The 17,486-nt window shown below is 43.2% G+C and carries 18 protein-coding genes and 1 riboswitch; of the genes, 16 read left to right on the top strand and 2 right to left on the bottom strand.

Translation table 11 applies throughout. The features are described from left to right. Window positions 1-65: 65 nt before the first annotated feature. Window positions 66-251 carry a hypothetical protein gene (locus BTO21_RS20310; RefSeq protein WP_239998065.1) on the top strand — a complete coding sequence of 62 codons (186 nt, stop codon included), beginning with the start codon at window positions 66-68 and terminating at the stop codon, window positions 249-251. Between the two features lie 7 nt (window positions 252-258). Here BTO21_RS20310 and crcB read toward each other — a convergent pair whose 3' ends face one another. Beyond that, window positions 259-642: a fluoride efflux transporter CrcB gene (crcB, locus tag BTO21_RS19540; protein WP_036788490.1), complete on the bottom strand. Its 384-nt coding sequence runs from the start codon at window positions 640-642 to the stop codon at window positions 259-261. A gap of 204 nt (window positions 643-846) precedes the next feature. Between crcB and BTO21_RS19535 the strand changes: the two genes are divergently transcribed. The 7 genes from BTO21_RS19535 (at window position 847) to thiH (ending at window position 7,685) form a co-directional block, all read left to right on the top strand. After that, window positions 847-1,269, top strand: coding sequence for a universal stress protein (locus BTO21_RS19535; protein WP_045032446.1), 423 nt, complete (start codon window positions 847-849; stop codon window positions 1,267-1,269). Between the two features lie 123 nt (window positions 1,270-1,392). Next, window positions 1,393-1,491: riboswitch (TPP riboswitch) on the top strand. A 118-nt stretch (window positions 1,492-1,609) separates the two neighbouring features. Beyond that, window positions 1,610-3,523 (top strand): phosphomethylpyrimidine synthase ThiC, encoded by a 1,914-nt coding sequence (thiC, locus tag BTO21_RS19530; protein ID WP_045032448.1) that lies wholly within the window; start codon window positions 1,610-1,612, stop codon window positions 3,521-3,523. Continuing rightward, entirely contained in the window at window positions 3,524-4,810 is a 1,287-nt protein-coding gene (gene thiE, locus BTO21_RS19525; protein WP_045032450.1) for a thiamine phosphate synthase, read from the top strand. After that, entirely contained in the window at window positions 4,788-5,582 is a 795-nt protein-coding gene (locus tag BTO21_RS19520) for a HesA/MoeB/ThiF family protein (protein WP_045032470.1), read from the top strand. The genes thiE and BTO21_RS19520 overlap by 23 nt, the downstream gene beginning before the upstream one ends. Beyond that, window positions 5,582-5,791: a sulfur carrier protein ThiS gene (gene thiS, locus BTO21_RS19515; protein ID WP_045032452.1), complete on the top strand. Its 210-nt coding sequence runs from the start codon at window positions 5,582-5,584 to the stop codon at window positions 5,789-5,791. Before BTO21_RS19520 ends, thiS begins: the two co-directional genes overlap by 1 nt. 1 nt (window position 5,792) lies before the next feature. Next, window positions 5,793-6,563 carry a thiazole synthase gene (locus BTO21_RS19510; protein ID WP_045032454.1) on the top strand — a complete coding sequence of 257 codons (771 nt, stop codon included), beginning with the start codon at window positions 5,793-5,795 and terminating at the stop codon, window positions 6,561-6,563. A gap of 9 nt (window positions 6,564-6,572) precedes the next feature. Beyond that, on the top strand, window positions 6,573-7,685 hold the full coding sequence (thiH, locus tag BTO21_RS19505; protein ID WP_045032456.1) for a 2-iminoacetate synthase ThiH: 1,113 nt from the start codon (window positions 6,573-6,575) through the stop codon (window positions 7,683-7,685). A gap of 77 nt (window positions 7,686-7,762) precedes the next feature. Here thiH and BTO21_RS19500 read toward each other — a convergent pair whose 3' ends face one another. After that, window positions 7,763-9,550 carry an aminopeptidase P family protein gene (locus BTO21_RS19500; RefSeq protein ID WP_045032458.1) on the bottom strand — a complete coding sequence of 596 codons (1,788 nt, stop codon included), beginning with the start codon at window positions 9,548-9,550 and terminating at the stop codon, window positions 7,763-7,765. 310 nt (window positions 9,551-9,860) lie between these two features. Here BTO21_RS19500 and BTO21_RS19495 point away from each other — a divergent pair, with 310 nt between their 5' ends. The 8 genes from BTO21_RS19495 (at window position 9,861) to tatC (ending at window position 17,441) form a co-directional block, all read left to right on the top strand. Further along, window positions 9,861-11,069 (top strand): multidrug effflux MFS transporter, encoded by a 1,209-nt coding sequence (locus tag BTO21_RS19495; protein WP_065193086.1) that lies wholly within the window; start codon window positions 9,861-9,863, stop codon window positions 11,067-11,069. 212 nt (window positions 11,070-11,281) lie between these two features. Further along, window positions 11,282-12,814, top strand: coding sequence for a DNA recombination protein RmuC (gene rmuC / locus BTO21_RS19490; RefSeq protein ID WP_045032460.1), 1,533 nt, complete (start codon window positions 11,282-11,284; stop codon window positions 12,812-12,814). A gap of 135 nt (window positions 12,815-12,949) precedes the next feature. Then, window positions 12,950-13,705 carry a bifunctional demethylmenaquinone methyltransferase/2-methoxy-6-polyprenyl-1,4-benzoquinol methylase UbiE gene (ubiE, locus tag BTO21_RS19485; protein WP_045032461.1) on the top strand — a complete coding sequence of 252 codons (756 nt, stop codon included), beginning with the start codon at window positions 12,950-12,952 and terminating at the stop codon, window positions 13,703-13,705. A gap of 7 nt (window positions 13,706-13,712) precedes the next feature. Then, on the top strand, window positions 13,713-14,315 hold the full coding sequence (locus BTO21_RS19480) for a ubiquinone biosynthesis accessory factor UbiJ (protein ID WP_045032463.1): 603 nt from the start codon (window positions 13,713-13,715) through the stop codon (window positions 14,313-14,315). A gap of 5 nt (window positions 14,316-14,320) precedes the next feature. Next, on the top strand, window positions 14,321-15,958 hold the full coding sequence (gene ubiB / locus BTO21_RS19475; protein WP_181316143.1) for a ubiquinone biosynthesis regulatory protein kinase UbiB: 1,638 nt from the start codon (window positions 14,321-14,323) through the stop codon (window positions 15,956-15,958). Window positions 15,959-16,041: 83 nt separating this feature from the next. Continuing rightward, complete coding sequence (gene tatA, locus BTO21_RS19470) at window positions 16,042-16,302, top strand: Sec-independent protein translocase subunit TatA (RefSeq protein WP_045032465.1); 261 nt, start codon at window positions 16,042-16,044, stop codon at window positions 16,300-16,302. A 3-nt stretch (window positions 16,303-16,305) separates the two neighbouring features. Continuing rightward, complete coding sequence (gene tatB / locus BTO21_RS19465; RefSeq protein ID WP_045032467.1) at window positions 16,306-16,644, top strand: Sec-independent protein translocase protein TatB; 339 nt, start codon at window positions 16,306-16,308, stop codon at window positions 16,642-16,644. 11 nt (window positions 16,645-16,655) lie between these two features. Next, window positions 16,656-17,441, top strand: coding sequence for a twin-arginine translocase subunit TatC (gene tatC / locus BTO21_RS19460; RefSeq protein ID WP_045032469.1), 786 nt, complete (start codon window positions 16,656-16,658; stop codon window positions 17,439-17,441). The last annotated feature ends 45 nt before the right edge of the window (window positions 17,442-17,486 follow it).

The raw sequence follows: 17,486 nt of genomic DNA, 5'->3' as shown, positions 1-17,486 counted from the left end.
CTAGGCTTCAAATTTTAAAAGGCCATCCGTAAGGATGGCCTTTTTTCGTTTATAACGAAAAAATAATGACATATACTCTGCTTGATATATTGTTTCCTGCGTTTCCTGCGTTTCCTGCGTTTCCTGCGTTTCCTGCGTTTCCTGCGTTTCCTGCGTTTCCTGCGTTTCCTGCGTTTCCTGCGTTTCCTGCGTTTCCTATATTCTCTTTATCTTGGCGAAAAAAAACCGCCTTACGGCGGCTATATATTTGAATGTTTATTAGCTTTTCATCATTAGTTGATAACCAATATAACAAGCAAACAGACTGACTGTTACGTTAAGCACGATGTTTAAGCCAGCTTTGATAAACTCACCTTGCTGCATCATTACAATGTTATCCATTGAAAAGGTGGAGAAAGTGGTTAATGCACCAAGAAAGCCTAAGCCTATCATTGGTCGCCATGGTGCTGCTTCTATCATTCCTTGATTTAGTCCTGACATTAGTAGCCCCATAATTAGCGAGCCAATAATATTGACGGTTAATGTTCCGTATGGGAAGCCACGGCCAAATAAAATAACGCAAAGCTCAGAAATTAAGTATCGTGAGCAGGCGCCGAATGCACCACCAATTGCGATGAATCCTAGTAATAAATATTGGCTCATTGGTATCTCGTTTCAGTTAAAGGTGATGATGAAAAGCCGTAATAATAATCGCTTGTTGAGTTGGTTAATACTCTCGATAATTGCAATCATTGATTTAAGCTTATATTAAAATGTCGACACATAGTTGGTTGTATAGCTACATTTATAGCATCATAATCATAACTAAGAAATTTACTATTGAGCGTTGGCTCACGGAGATAAGCTATGTCGCTATATCAAACTGTATTACTTGCTGTTAATCCTGAAGATAAATATGCTCATAAATTAATGGTAAAAGCCGGAGTCATTGCTGAGCAAAATCATGCTGAGTTACATATTGCCTATGTTGAGCCGGGTGTTGGTAACGTTAGCTTTATTGATGTTGAAATTGAATTGCAAGAAGAGCACGATGCGATTGCAAAACAACGAATGACACAATTATCAGAGTTAGCCGCTGTTTCATCTTATCCTGTCACGGGATTACATATTGCTAATGGTGATATTGCGAAACATTTAGAAGAACTTGCTGAAAAAGTTGAAGCTAATTTAGTAATCACTGGCTATCACAAATCTGCTATTCATATTTTTGGTGATGTTAGTGAGACATTGGCAAAAAATCTCAAATGTGATGTGCTTATCTCGCAATAATCTGTGTCGTGATTGTTTGCAATAAAAAGCCGTGTAATTGCACGGCTTTTTGCTATCGGTCACTGGGTGTTGATTCTTTTAAGGAAACTATTGCGATCATCATCTGAGTTATTATACTCAAATGCTTACTTGTCGGAGTGCCATATGGCTGAGACCGCATTGCGGGATCCGTTGAACCTGATCAGGCTAATACCTGCGAAGGGAAGCAAGAGGTTATCTTTACTGCATATTCTTATCTGGGATCACTGTAGGTAATTGATGATGTACAGCGTTGCTGCATCGCTCTTGTTTACGCCCATCCGCCAAGCATTTTCCCCTACAATATTGAAAGGAAATTGCTGTGTCGAATCGCAAGCAAGCGAGATTGGAAGCGAAACAATTTATCGAGTCACTAACGGCTCAACCCTATCCTAATTCCCACAAAGTGTATGTTGCTGGTAGTCGTGCTGATATTTTAGTGCCAATGCGCGAAATCACCTTAGCTGATAGCCTTATTAGTGGTCCGAAACAAGCCCCTCTTTTTGAACCTAATCAACCTATTCGTGTTTATGATACATCGGGCTTTTATACCGATCCTGAGCACTCCATAGATATCTATTGTGGCCTACCCACCGTTCGTAAAGAGTGGATTGCTGAACGTAATGATACTGAGTTATTGCCTGAGTTAAGCTCTGATTATGCGCATAAGCGGCTAGTTGATGAGACGCTTAATGAGTTGCGTTTTAATCATCGGGTACCTATTCGACGTGCTAAAGCTGATAAATGTGTTACTCAGTTACATTATGCTCGCCAAGGTATTGTTACCCCAGAAATGGAATATATTGCGATTCGTGAAAACATGGGACGAGCGCATTATGATGATGAAACGTTAAATCAACAGCATGCTGGTATGAGTTTTGGCGCTAATCTTCCACCACAAATTACCCCTGAGTTTGTTCGTCAAGAAGTGGCTGCAGGACGAGCCATTATTCCAGCCAATATAAACCATCCCGAAGCTGAACCGATGATCATTGGGCGTAATTTTCTCGTCAAAGTAAATGCTAATATTGGTAATTCAGCCGTGAGCTCATCCATTGAAGAAGAAGTTGAGAAGTTAGTGTGGTCGACGCGTTGGGGCGGCGATACGGTAATGGACTTATCAACCGGCCGCAATATTCATGAAACTCGGGAATGGATCATTCGTAATAGTCCGGTACCTATTGGTACTGTGCCAATGTATCAGGCATTGGAGAAAGTAAATGGCGTGGCTGAAAATCTTAATTGGGATGTTTTTCGAGATACGTTATTAGAGCAAGCTGAGCAAGGTGTCGATTACTTTACTATTCATGCAGGGGTTTTATTACGTTATGTGCCAATGACAGCTCAGCGAGTAACAGGGATTGTTTCTCGTGGTGGTTCAATTATGGCTAAGTGGTGTTTGGCGCATCACCAAGAAAGTTTTTTGTATCAAAATTTTCGTAATATTTGTGAAATTTGTGCGCAATATGATATTTCGCTCTCTCTCGGTGACGGTTTACGCCCCGGTTCTATTGCTGATGCTAACGATGAAGCACAGTTTAGTGAATTACGCACGCTGGGTGAGCTAACAAAAATCGCGTGGGAATATGATGTTCAGGTGATGATTGAAGGGCCGGGCCATGTGCCGATGCATATGATTAAAGCCAATATGGATGAGCAACTTAAACATTGTCATGAAGCGCCATTTTATACTTTAGGGCCTTTAACTACAGATATTGCGCCTGGTTATGATCATATTACTTCAGGTATTGGGGCGGCCATTATTGGTTGGTATGGTTGTGCAATGTTGTGTTACGTAACACCGAAAGAGCATTTAGGGTTACCCAATAAAGATGATGTAAAAGTCGGTTTGATCACGTACAAGCTGTGCGCGCATGCGGCAGACTTAGCTAAAGGCCACCCCGGTGCGCAAGTCCGTGATAATGCATTATCAAAAGCACGGTTTGAGTTTCGCTGGGAAGATCAATTTAATCTTGGCCTTGACCCTCAAACTGCTCGAGATTATCACGATCAAACCTTGCCGCAAGAATCAGGCAAAGTGGCCCATTTCTGTTCAATGTGTGGCCCTAAATTTTGCTCAATGAAAATTTCTCAAGAAGTCCGTGATTATGCTAAAGGGTTACAGCCGATAGATATTACTGTTAGTGAGAATTCTAGTGTCGGTATGCAACAAAAAGCGGCTGAATTTCGTGCTCGAGGCAGTGAGTTATATCACCCTGCTAAAGAGGATTTGTAAATGAGCACCTTATCGTTACCCAATCATTTAATGCCGTTGTTAATGCACATCGAACCATTGTTAATCCCTGCTGAGTTATATCAACTGGGTGAGATGGTCAGTATGACAGTCAATGCGAGTGAACCGTTAATTCACATTAAGACCACAAGTTGTGACTATTCATTAGCGTTTAATTTTGTGGCCGCAGAGGAAGATTGTGCACCGCCGACGTATCAAGTGCGGGATCAGTGGTTAGCTCCTTTTGCTGAATTAGCGGAGCTGCAGCAAAAGGTAGCGGCAGATCCTAGTTTGGTGTTATGTGGTTTTCCTGCCGGTGATGGGTGTGTTGATATTTGGCATTACCAAGGACAAGCGCGGGCTATTTATTGTCATCATAGTGGTGCCAGTGAAGCGCACCGAGCAATGTTGTTGGTAGCCCTTGCACTTGATTATCCATTAGGTGATGCATTGGTATTAGCACGGGCTTATGCGCGCAGTTATCAAGATCATAATCATCGTGCACAAGGTGATCTTATCTGGCCGACAGATGCCAAAGTCTTTCCTCGTGCTTTAACGGTAAATCATCCTCAAATAAAACAACTTGGCTGGTTAACCGACGGTCAATTAGTGTCTCCGTTTGCAGCATTAGAGTCGAGTAAGCTTGGATTATATCCGGTGGTCGAGAGCGCTGATTGGGTTGAGCGAGTATTACCGCTAGGTATTAAAACTACCCAATTACGGATCAAAAATCCTCAAGCATCCGATCTGGAACACCAAATCCAACAAGCTATTGTTGCCGGAGAGTTAGCTCAAGCACAGGTGTTCATTAATGATTATTGGCTGCTGGCAATTAAGCATCATGCTTATGGTGTTCACCTTGGTCAGGAGGATCTTGATAGCGCTAATTTAGTCGCGATCCAGCAAGCTGGACTACGACTAGGGATCTCGACCCATGGTTATTATGAAATTTTACGTGCGCTTGAGTATCAACCCAGTTATATCGCATTGGGTCATATTTTTGCGACATTAACCAAAGAGATGCCTTCATTACCGCAAGGTGTGAGTCGATTAGCGCTTTATCAAAAATTAATTGGTAAACGAGCACCAACCGTAGCGATTGGCGGTATCACTATTGAGCGTGCAGCAAAAGTGTGGCGGACTGGCGTTACTGGGGTGGCTGTTGTTAGTGCCATTACTCAAGCGGATGATCCAGCGATAGCAATAATAGCGTTACGTAGCATATTGGCGCCTAAGGTTGAAATTATGACTGCAGGAGTTTGTGATGATGATAAACACTATGCTCTCTGATGTTGAGTTCACACGTTATAGCCGTCAGTTAATGGTGGCTGATATTGCTGAAACGGGGCAACAACAGCTCAAAAATGCGCAGGTGTTAATTATTGGAGCTGGCGGTTTAGGCTCTGCTGTAGGGTTATATTTAGCGGCTGCTGGGGTGGGAAAGATTGTTATTGCTGATAATGATGAGCTTGAAGCGTCCAATCTGCAACGGCAAGTGCTGTATCGTAATCCTGATCTTGGTTGTAATAAAGCGCAGGCGGCGTGTGCTCAAATGGCGGCATTAAACTCGCTTAATCGTTATCGAGCAGTGACCTCGCGGTTAACGGGGATTCAATTAGCATTAGAAGTTGAACAAGCCGATATTGTTGTTGATTGCAGTGATAATTTTTCGACCCGCTACGCGGTTAATCATACCTGTTTTGAGGCAAAGAAACGGTTAGTGTCTGGGGCTGCGATAGGATGGCAAGGTCAGTTAATAGCGTTTGATTTTGGTGTGGGAGTGGGACCGTGTTACCAGTGTTTATTGCCTGAAGTGGCACAACCTCACACCGATATTCAAAATTGTCGTAGTGGTGGCATTGTGGGTCCTGTGGTTGGGGTTATCGGTACGATGCAGGCACTTGCAGTAATAAAGGCGATTGTTAATGCGGGAAAGATCGGATTTAAACAATTTTCTCAGTTTGATGGTTTACAGGGACAGTGGCAGCAACTTGAGATCAATGCTGATGAAAACTGTACGGTTTGTGGTGCTCATAAACTTGTTAATGGAGATGCTGTTTAATGACGATGATAACTGTATGGCTAAATAATCAAGCTATTGAGTGTCAATCACAACAAAGTTTAATCGAGTTAGTTGAGCAATTAACACTTCCTACTGTGGGGGCTGCGATTGCGATCAACCAAGCCATTATTACGCGTAGCGACTGGTCAACAACTGTGTTGAACCATAACGATCAAATCACGCTCTTTCAAGTTATAGCAGGAGGCTAACATGCTTACTATTGCCGATAAAACGTTTGGCTCACGGTTGTTTACTGGAACCGGTAAATATTCTCATCGTGATGTGATGACAGCATCGTTACTCGCTACAGAATCACAATTGGTTACCATGGCTCTGAAACGGGTTGATTTAGCCCATCAAGCGGATGATATTTTAGCGCCATTAATTGCGGCTGGGGTGAATTTATTACCCAATACATCAGGGGCTAAAAATGCTAAAGAAGCTATTTTTGCGGCGCAATTAGCCCGTGAAGCGCTTGCGACAAATTGGCTTAAATTAGAGATACATCCCGATCCTAAATACTTAATGCCCGATCCGATTGAAACCTTATTAGCGGCTGAGGAATTAGTGAAGCAAGGATTTGTGGTATTGCCTTATTGTCATGCTGATCCGGTATTGTGTAAACGATTAGAAGAGGTTGGTTGTGCGGCAGTGATGCCATTAGGATCACCGATAGGATCAAATAAGGGCTTAGTCTCTCGTGATTTTCTGCAAATTATCATCGATCAAGCGCAGGTACCAGTGATTATTGATGCAGGAATTGGCGCTCCATCTGATGCTGCCGCGGCAATGGAAATGGGAGCAGATGCTGTCTTAGTTAACACTGCAATTGCAACAGCTACCGATCCGATTGCGATGGCTGAGGCATTTAAATGGGCAGTGATCAGTGGTCGTATGGCTTATAAAGCAGGATTAGCGGGTAAGGTTCGTCATGCCATAGCATCGAGTCCATTCACGGCTTTTCTTGATACCGATCGATAAGGAGCAAGGATGAGTTTTGTTGATGTATGGCGGCAATTGGATTGGGATGATATTCGACTATCGATTTACGCTAAAACCGCTGCTGATGTTGAACGAGCACTGGCTAAACCGGAGTGTGATCTTAACGATTTTAAAGCCTTAATTTCGCCAGCAGCTGAACCTTACCTAGAGCAGATGGCGCAACAAGCTGCGCTATTAACGCGGCAGCGGTTTGGTTATGCGATACATTTTTATGTGCCATTATATCTCTCTAATTTGTGTGCTAATGCGTGTACCTATTGCGGGTTCTCGATGGAAAATCGAATTAAACGACGCACATTAACAGCTGCCGATATCGAACGTGAATGTGAGGCGATCAAAGCGCTTCAGTTTGACAGCGTGTTGTTGGTCACCGGTGAGCATCAAACCAAAGTTGGAATGGACTATTTCAGACATACACTGCCTCAAATTAAATCTCACTTTAATCATATTGCAATGGAAGTTCAGCCGCTTGAACAACAGCAATATCGTGAGCTGAAAGGTTTAGGCTTAGATGCGGTGATGGTGTATCAAGAAACCTATCATGCTCGTACTTATGCCGAACATCATTTACGTGGTAACAAAACTAATTTTAATTATCGGCTTGAGACACCTGATCGATTAGCGCAAGCCGGCATAGATAAAATAGGGATTGGGGCTTTGTTGGGAATGGAGGAGTGGCGCACGGACAGTTTTTTTGTGGCGAGTCATTTGGCTTATCTTGAGCGTCATTATTGGCAAAGTCGTTATTCTATTTCATTTCCACGGTTGCGGCCGTGTACGGGGGGTATTGAGCCTAAATCAGTAATGACAGATCGCCAGTTAGTGCAATTGTTGTGTGCTTATCGGTTGTTTAATCATGAAGTTGAGTTGTCGTTATCCACTCGTGAATCAGCCCATTTTCGCGATAATGTGTTGCCGTTAGGGGTAACCAGTCTGTCTGCAGGCTCTAAAACCCAACCGGGTGGCTATGCTGATGACACGCCAGAGTTAGAGCAATTTGCAATCAGTGATGATCGCAGTGTGGCAGAGGTGGCGATGGCAGTGAAGCGGCGAGGATTTGAGGTCGTGTGGAAAGACTGGGACGCGGTTTACTCGGGGTAACAACATTTGAAGGTGGCAATAAGCCAGTGCAAAGGTTATGCACTGGCTTATTAATTGTTGTTAATGCAATGGCATCATTAGCGTTGTAGTGGTGCTGTTGCTTGAGTTAACCATGCTAAATCATCACCGTTTAATGCTGGGCTAATAACCTCAAACACGGCGTGATGGTAATGGTTAAGCCATGCAAGTTCGACATCTGTTAATAAGCTTAAATTAATTAAACGCTTATCAATCGGTGCGCGAGTCAGAGATTCAAATCCCATTACCGTCATATCACCTTGGGTTGCCACTTCCACTACCGCTTCAAGGTTTTCAATACGAATACCAAACGCATCGGCGCGGTAATATCCTGGCTCATTTGAGAGCACCATACCAGGCAGTAATGCAACAGGATTGTAGGCTTTAGCGATCCGTTGTGGTCCTTCATGGACACTTAAAAAGTGACCGACACCGTGACCAGTACCATGATCATAATCAAATCCATACGCCCATAAATGTTGACGTGCTAACGCATCAAGTTGGCTACCTGTGGTGCCTTTAGGGAAACGTGCAGATGCTAACGCAATGTGACCTTTTAAGACTAAAGTAAAGGCTTGCTTAACCTCATCACCCGGCTGACCAATTGCTATGGTACGGGTAATATCGGTAGTACCGTCGGGGTATTGACCGCCTGAATCGACTAAGTACACGGTATCCATTTGCAGTTTACTTGGCTGCGGTTGATTAAGGTGATTGTAGTGGCACATTGCCGCATTGCCTGCTGCCGCTGAAATGGTATCAAAGCTCACATCACTGCAACTTGGATCTAACTGACGGAATTGCCACAGTTGATCTGATAATTGGGCTTCATCAAGTAAATGCCCTGCTGCTACTTGGGTATCAACCCAGGCTAAGAATTTACTGATCGCAACGCCATCGCGAATATGACACGCTTTCATTCCTGCCATTTCAGTGACATTTTTAGTGGATTTTGGCAGTAAGGTTGGGTTTGCCGCTTCAATCAATAGTGCACCAGCATCTTTCAATTGTTGTGCTGCCCATGCGTTGCTGTTGGTGGAATCAAACAGCACTCGCTTACCGGCTAATGAGGCTAAACCTGTCGCTAATTGCTCTGGCTCGCAGAGCGTAACGCCATCACCAACATGGGCTGTAAAGCCTTCTGGTAAGCGGTGGTGATCAATATAAAAATCAACCGAAGCATCATCATGAATAACGGCAGCTGATAATAATACTGGCAGACAATGAACATCATCCCCACGAATATTCAGTAGCCATGCGATGCTATCAAGCTGGCTTAAAAACGCGGCATTGGCTTTTTGCGTTGTCAGTAAGGCGGCAATTTGTTGGCGTTTATCAGCACTTGATTGACCCACAAACTCTAATCCCATTAATTGAGCATCAGACAATACGGGGGCAGGGCGATCAAGCCACAGTTGATCAATCGGATTTTCATCAACACAAACTAATGCTAATTCACTATCAATCGCAGTGGTGGCATTTTTTAACCATGCTGCGCTGTGAAGGCGTGCATCAATGGCAACTTTACTGCCAACCGCTAAATTTTCTAGAGCCCATTGTACTGGTGGCTGTTCAATAAGGTGACAGTATTGGAATACATCGGCAGGCACTTGTTTACGCACTTGCACCACATAACGGCCATCGACAAAAACAGCAGCATCATCACGGGTAATAATGGCCGCGCCAGCTGAGCCTGTAAATCCGGTTAACCAGTGTAGGCGTTCATTATGATCGGGAATGTACTCCCCAAGAAATTCATCTTCGTGAGGGATCAATAATGCATCTAATTGATTCTCCGTGAGCCAGTGGCGGATTTGTTCAACACGTTGCGAAATTGCTGCTTGCATGTTTTCGTCCTTTAATTAGATCGTCATCTAAGCGATGGCGTAAGCGTTAAACTGGCATAACACCCTTGAATTGAGAGGGCGTAGTTATACAGCTACGTTAGCGTGTTTGGTGGTTAGCATCAATTAGCTAACGGTCAATTGATTCGGATTTATTGAATTTCAGCTTCATGATGTTATCTGATATCAAGTCTGTGGCAAATAACTGCTGTGAGTGATATTCCCAAATGGAAAAGTACGATTGAATATATACCATTTCTATTCATATCTCTAAAACCGTAGACTTGGCGCGATCATCTTTTAGGAACGTCATATGACACCGTCAACAACATCTTCTACGGATACTAAACTAATCGCCTTGATGGTGACTTTAGTGTTATTTAGCCCGTTGGCTATTGATATTTATTTACCTGCTTTCCCTGCTATTGCTGATAGTTTTGGGGTTAATGCTGTGCGCGTTCAAGATACCGTGACATGGTTTATGTTTAGCTTAGGATTAGGGCAATTATTGGCAGGTCCGTTAGCAGATCGCTTTGGACGTCGCCCGATTGCGTTAGCCGGTATTGTTATTTATGGCTTTAGCGCGTTGATGGCATATCTAGCCACCAATTTAGACATGCTATTAACTGCACGCTTGCTACAAGGTTTTGGTGCCTGTGCTACTTCTGTTGCGGCTTTCTCTGCTGTTCGTGATAGTTTTGGTGCAGAAAAGAGTGGTCGTATGATCAGTTACTTAAATGGTGCAATCTGTTTTATCCCCGCTTTAGCACCCTTACTAGGTACTTGGTTAACTCACGAGTTTGGCTGGCGTTCAAACTTTAGTTTTATGGCTGGTTTTGCAGTAGTAGCCGGCTTGTTTGTAATGACGATGTTTAAAGAAACTCGTCCGGTTGATACCCATGTTAGTGGTTCAACCTTGAGTTTAAGCCGTTATTGGTCGGTATTACGTGAGCCGACGTTTTTATATCATGCCAGTTTATGCATGTTATCAATGGCGGTAATTTTAGCGTATGTCACTTCGGCTCCGGTGTGGTTAATGAGTCATCTTGGCGCAGATATGAATCAATTTACCTTTTGGTTTGGTATTAATGCCGCGTTGAATATCACCGCGTGTATGGTGGCGCCGAAATTTATGGATCGCTTTGGTACCCGTGCAACATTACAAACTGGACTGATTATTTTAACCGTTGCTGGTGGATTAATGCTGGGACTAAGTACCATAAATCAAGCATGGGCATTTATGGTGCCGATCTTTATTTGTTCATTTGGATTTGCGTTTGTTTTGGGTTCATCGGCAGGAAAAGCATTGGCTCCGTTTGGTGATCGTGCTGGAACGGCTGCTGCGCTGTTAGGTCTGTTTCAAATGAGTGGCGCTGGGGTAATGGTGAGCTTAACGCAACGGCTTGATTTAGCGACGCCAATATTGATGACATTACAGATGTGGTTATTGATCCCCGGGTTATTTGTGTTGTGGTCAAAGTGGGGTAAAAGCTGGCACCAAACTCCCTTGATTACAGACTAGTATTGAGCCATTAATGGTTCACAGATATTAAGTGCGCGTCTTTTATTAAGCCTGTCATTATGACAGGCTTTATTTTTATGGAATCGATAGCGACTAACGTTGTGATTGTTAATGGATAAAACAGCCTCTGGTTATGAAACTGGACATTCATCCACTATCGACTTAGCCTTACAACAGAAATGGATTTGGTGGTTTTTTGTAGAGTATTTGATATGACGGAATGGTTGAGTGGCGGCATGATTTCACTGTTGGCAGCAATCTCTGGCGCGACAGTGGCGAGTGTTATTACCACGCTATGGTTAAAAGGACGTTTTGAACAAACATTACAACTTCACCAACAGCAAGCAGACGCTGATATACGTTTATTGCAAGCCCGCGAGCAGCAATTGCACCAGCAGCTGGGTGAACGAAACCAAGAACTTGAACAGATGGATGATGAACGTGATCGTCTGACTCATGAGATACGCCAATTGCATGGTAATTTATCTGCGGCGGTAGAAAAAATGCGGCATTTTGAAGCCCTTCAAAATGAAAAACAGTATCTATCAGAACAGTTAGATAACTTACGGGTGATTAACGCCAGTCTTGAAGCGGATTTACGTGAGCAAGATGCACGTCATTTTGAAGAACAAAAATCGGCCGAAGAAAAAATTCAGTTATTAGAAAATGCTGAAGAACGGTTACGGATCCAATTTGAAAGCCTTGCCAATAAATTGTTTGAACACAAAACCCGCAGTGTTGATGAGCAGAATAAAATCAGCTTACAAAGTTTATTAATGCCACTCAAAGAACAACTAGAAAGCTTTAAAAAACAGGTTAATGATAATTTTACTCAAGAATCTCGTGAACGACATACTTTAGTGCATCAGATTAATCATCTTAAACAGCTTAATGAACAAATGGCGCAGGAAGCGGTTAACCTGACTCAGGCTCTTAAAGGTGATAATAAAGCGCAAGGTAATTGGGGCGAAGTGGTGCTTGCACGAGTATTAACTGAGTCGGGTTTGCGTGAGGGCCATGAATATCAAACTCAAGTTAGCCTTGAAAATGAAGACGGTAAACGTTATCAGCCCGATGTGGTGGTGCATTTACCTCAGCAAAAGGATGTGGTGGTTGATGCCAAAATGTCATTAGTGGCTTATGAACGCTTTTTTAATGCCGAAACGGTGGCAGAACGAGAGTTAGCCATGGGTGAACATATTGCTTCTATGCGGGCGCATATGCGAGGCTTAAGCCGTAAAGATTATCATCAATTACATGGTGTCCAAAGTCTCGATTATGTGTTGATGTTTATTCCGGTTGAACCTGCCTTTCAAGCTGCGATTGCTGCCGATCCTAAACTGATTCGTGATGCTATGGATCTCAATATTATGTTGGTCAGTCCGACCACATTGCTGGTGGCGCTACGAACGATTAATAATTTGTGGCGCAATGAGCATCAAAATCAAAATGCCAAAGAAATTGCTGAGCGAGCGGGAAAACTGTATGACAAGTTACGTTTATTTGTCACTGACATGGAAGGCTTAGGTGCTTCATTAGATAAAGCCAGCCAGAGTTATCATAGTGCAATGAATAAGTTAGCCAGTGGACGGGGTAATGTCATTCGCCAAGCGGAAAGCTTTAAACTGTTAGGGGTTGAGGTGAAACGCGATATTAGCCCACAGTTAGTCGAAAAATCGCAGTCTCAACTGCATGATGTGAGAGGTTTTTCGCATATAACTTCTGCCGTAAAGCCGGATTTATAGTGCTTAAAGAGTAAACCACTTTGAGCAAACGACAACCATCAAGTACACTAAGCCAGTTGAATAAATGAATTTAATCCTCGTGAGCGATTTTATTGTGCTAATGAAATGAGCGCGAGGGCACATAATGGATTGAGCATGACGGACACCACACAAGACACGACCCACTTTGGCTTTCGTACCGTGGCCAAAGAGGAAAAAGCAACCATGGTTGCTGAAGTATTCCATTCAGTAGCGGCAAAGTACGACATTATGAATGACTTAATGTCGATGGGTATTCATCGCGTATGGAAGCGGTTTACGATTGACTGCAGTGGTGTGCGCCGTGGCCAGCGTGTGCTTGATTTAGGCGGTGGTACTGGCGATTTAACCGCTAAGTTTTCACGTATTGTGGGTGACAGTGGTCAGGTTATTTTGGCTGATATCAATAACTCAATGCTAAAAGTTGGCCGCAGTAAGCTACGTGATAGTGGCATTGTGGGCAACGTTGGTTATGTCCAAGCAAATGCGGAAGAGTTGCCTTTTCCTGATAATTATTTTGATTGTATTACCATCAGTTTCTGCTTACGTAATGTCACTGATAAAGAACAAGCATTACGTTCGATGTACCGTGTGTTAAAGCCTGGTGGACGGTTATTGGTGTTGGAGTTCTCTAAGCCGATTTTAGAACCGTTATCAAAAATATATGACGCTTACTCATTCCATTTACTGCCGAAAATCGGTGAAATTATCGCGAATGACAGTGAAAGCTACCGTTACTTAGCTGAATCTATTCGTATGCATCCTGATCAGCCGACGTTGCAGGGCATGATGGATGAAGCTGGCTTTGATCAGACCACCTACTACAACTTAACCGGCGGTATTGTTGCTTTGCACCGTGGCTATAAGTTTTGAGGCTCCTATGCCAATAGATGCATTTGTTACTGGCGCGGTGGAAACTGCGCTTAATCAGTTAATAAAAGACGATGCTGAGAGCCAGCGCCGTTTATCACGTTTACGCGGTAAAGTGATCAGCGTAACGTTGAATGAGTTTGGCAAAACGCTATATTTTATCTTTAGTCAGCAAATTGATGTATTAGCGGCTTATGAAGGGGATGTTGATTGTCAATTGGCACTTAATCTAGCTGTGTTACCTGAATTACGTCAACAAGCTAACCTGACTCAATTAATTAAAGCCGATAAATTATCCCTTGATGGTGATTTACAATTAGCGCAGCACTTTTCAAGTTTGTTAAGTGGCTTAAAACCTGATATTGAAGAAAAATTATCGTATTACAGTGGGGATATCGTTGCCCATACTGTCGTCAGCGGGGTCAAATCTGGTGGTCAGTTTATTCAGCAGCGGTTACGTAAACGCCAGCAGAATTTGGCTCAAACGCTAACGGAAGAATGGAAATTATTACCACAGCCATTAGAAATAGCCTATTTTTCTGATCAAGTTGATGACTTGAAATCAGATGTTGGTTGTTTTGAGGCCCGATTAAATCAGCTACTTGAGCGATAATGGCCATGATGACTATTCGTGAATTTAAACGTCTTTACCGTATTATTGAAGTGCAATTGCGTTACGGTTTGGATGATTTTATTCCGCAAGACCCGCGTTCAGAATTACCCAAAAAATTACGCAAATCGTTATTTTGGATTAAAAATGAATATCCGGATAAACCCTTGGGTGAACGACTGCGATTAGCGTTACAAGAACTTGGGCCAGTGTGGATTAAGTTTGGTCAGATGATGTCGACCCGTCGTGATTTGTTTCCACCGCATATCGCCGATCAATTAGCGTTATTACAAGATCAAGTGGCACCGTTTGATGGTCAATTAGCAAAACGGACCATTGAAGCATCATTAGGTGGTCCGGTAGAGCAATGGTTTGATGATTTCGATGAGGTCGCGTTAGCATCAGCCTCGATTGCACAAGTCCATACTGCGACCATGAAAGAAAATGGTCGCGAAATTGTATTTAAAGTCATTCGTCCTGATATTCGACCTATTATTGAAGCAGATATTAAGCTGATGTACAGGATGGCCGAGATAGTTTCTCGGTTGCAACCTGAGGCTCGTCGATTGCGTCCGGTTGAAGTGGTAAGGGAATATGAAAAAACCTTACTCGATGAACTGGATTTAATGCGTGAAGCGGCGAATGGAATCCAACTTAGGCGTAATTTTGACGGAGATGATAGTCTCTATGTACCGGAAGTTTTTACTGATTATAGCAGTGTAAATTTACTGGTTATGGAACGTATCTACGGAATTCAGGTGTCAGACCTTGCTGCATTAAAAGCCAACGGCACCGATTTGAAATTATTATCGGAAAATGCAGTAAATATATTTTTTACGCAGGTCTTCCGTGATAGTTTCTTTCACGCTGACATGCACCCAGGGAATATTTTTGTTTCCTATGAGCACCCACATGATCCACAATGGATAGCATTAGACTGTGGTATTGTCGGCACGCTTAACCGTGAAGACAAACGTTATTTGGCTGAAAACTTGCTGGCTTTCTTTAATCGTGATTATCGCAAAGTGGCCGAATTACACGTTGATTCAGGCTGGGTGCCCGCTGACACCAATATCGATGCGTTTGAAGTCGCAATTCGTACTGTGTGCGAACCGATCTTTGAAAAGCCATTGTGTGAAATATCATTTGGGCATGTGCTACTGAATTTATTCAATACCGCGCGTCGATTTAATATGGAAGTGCAGCCGCAGCTAGTGTTGCTACAAAAGACTTTACTGTATGTAGAAGGTCTTGGTCGACAGTTGTATCCACAACTTGATTTGTGGGCAACCGCGAAACCATTTTTAGAAGATTGGATGTCCCGCCAAGTTGGCCCACAAGCCATTATTGATGCAGTAAAGAGTAAAGCGCCATTTTGGGCTGAAAAGTTACCGGAATTACCGGAATTACTTTACGACAGTTTGCGCCAAGGCAAGGTTATGAACCAACGACTCGATACACTCTATGATAATTTCATGGACAGTCGGCGTAACCAAGGTAAGGCAAGATTCTATTTTGGTATTGGTGCCACCATGATGGTGTGTGCTGCCATACTTTTTGGTGATCATGTTACCACCTATCCTGCTATTGCAGCTGGAGCGGGCGCGGTATTTTGGTTGCTGGGATGGCGAGCCTGTCGAAAATAATCGATTGAGGTTTCGCCTATACTTATAGTTGCGTGTCACAACGCACTCCGTTATTAACCACATAAAGCTGAGGTAAAATAAGCATGGGTGGTATCAGTATCTGGCAATTGTTAATTATTGCACTGATTATTGTTCTGTTGTTCGGAACTAAGAAGTTACGCACATTGGGTGGCGACTTAGGTTCTGCGGTTAAGGGTTTCAAAAAAGCGATTGGTGATGACGATTCAGCACCTGTTGTTAAAAAAGAAACCACTGATGCAGATTTTGAGCAAAAGAAAATTGTGGATGAGCAGCAAGCAGCTGATCAGACTAAAACGAGTCAAAAAGACAAAGAGCAGGTTTAAGACGTGTTTGATATCGGGTTCTGGGAGTTAGTGCTGATCTCCGTAGTGGGATTGGTAGTACTGGGGCCGGAACGTCTACCCGTTGCGATACGTACAGTGTCGCAGTGGATAGGCGCAGCCCGTAATATGGCAAACTCAGTGAAAGATGAGTTGGCTCAGGAACTGAAAATTCAGGAACTGCAAGCCAATTTAAAAAAAGCTGAGCAAATGGGAATGAAGGACATTGCGCCTGAATTGCAACAGTCAGTTGACGAGCTAAAAAAAGTCGCCTCTGATGTGCAACGTCCCTATGCTGATAAAAGCGAGCAACCCTCAGCAACGACTTCTAATAAGCAGGAATAAATTACATCACTATGTCGACTGTCGAAGATTCGCAGCCGTTATTCAGCCATTTACTTGAGCTGCGTACACGGATCTTGCGCTCTCTCATCAGCGTGCTGGTGGTTTTTGTCTGTATAGTTTGGTTTTCGAAAGACATTTATGCATTTGTAGCAGCACCATTGGTTGAACGTATGCCAGTGGGTGCCACTATGATCGCAACCGATGTTGCATCACCATTCTTTACACCGATAAAACTCACTTTAGTTACCGCTGTTTTTATTGCTGTACCAATGATTTTGTATCAACTGTGGGCTTTTGTGGCTCCAGGTTTATATAAGCATGAACGTAAGCTTATTATGCCATTACTGGTTTCCAGCTCATTGCTGTTCTATGCCGGTGTTGCGTTTGCTTATTTTGTTGTGTTTCCATTGGTGTTTAAGTTCTTTACCAGCGTCGCTCCGCAAGGGGTTGAAGTTGCAACGGATATTTCAAGTTATCTCGATTTTGTACTGTCGCTATTTATGGCGTTTGGTATAGCCTTTGAGATCCCTGTCGCGATTATTCTGTTGTGTTGGACCGGTGCGACCGATCCTGAAACGTTACGCAGTAAACGCCCATATATTATTGTGGCAGCGTTTGTGGTCGGTATGTTGTTAACACCGCCTGATATTTTATCTCAGACCTTGTTAGCGATACCGATGTGCTTGTTGTTTGAAGTCGGCTTATTCTTCTCACGTTTTTACATTCGTAAAGATGATGCAGACGAATATGACGATGAAGACGAACCGCAAGACGTAAAGAGTACGAGCAAAGAATAGGGATTTATCCCCCTGTGATGATGAAAAAAACCGACATTAGTGTCT

This window comes from Photobacterium phosphoreum, assembly GCF_002954725.1.
GTDB lineage: Bacteria > Pseudomonadota > Gammaproteobacteria > Enterobacterales > Vibrionaceae > Photobacterium > Photobacterium phosphoreum.
Note: the sequence above shows the minus strand (reverse complement) of the source record. Positions and strands in the feature narration are given on the sequence as shown.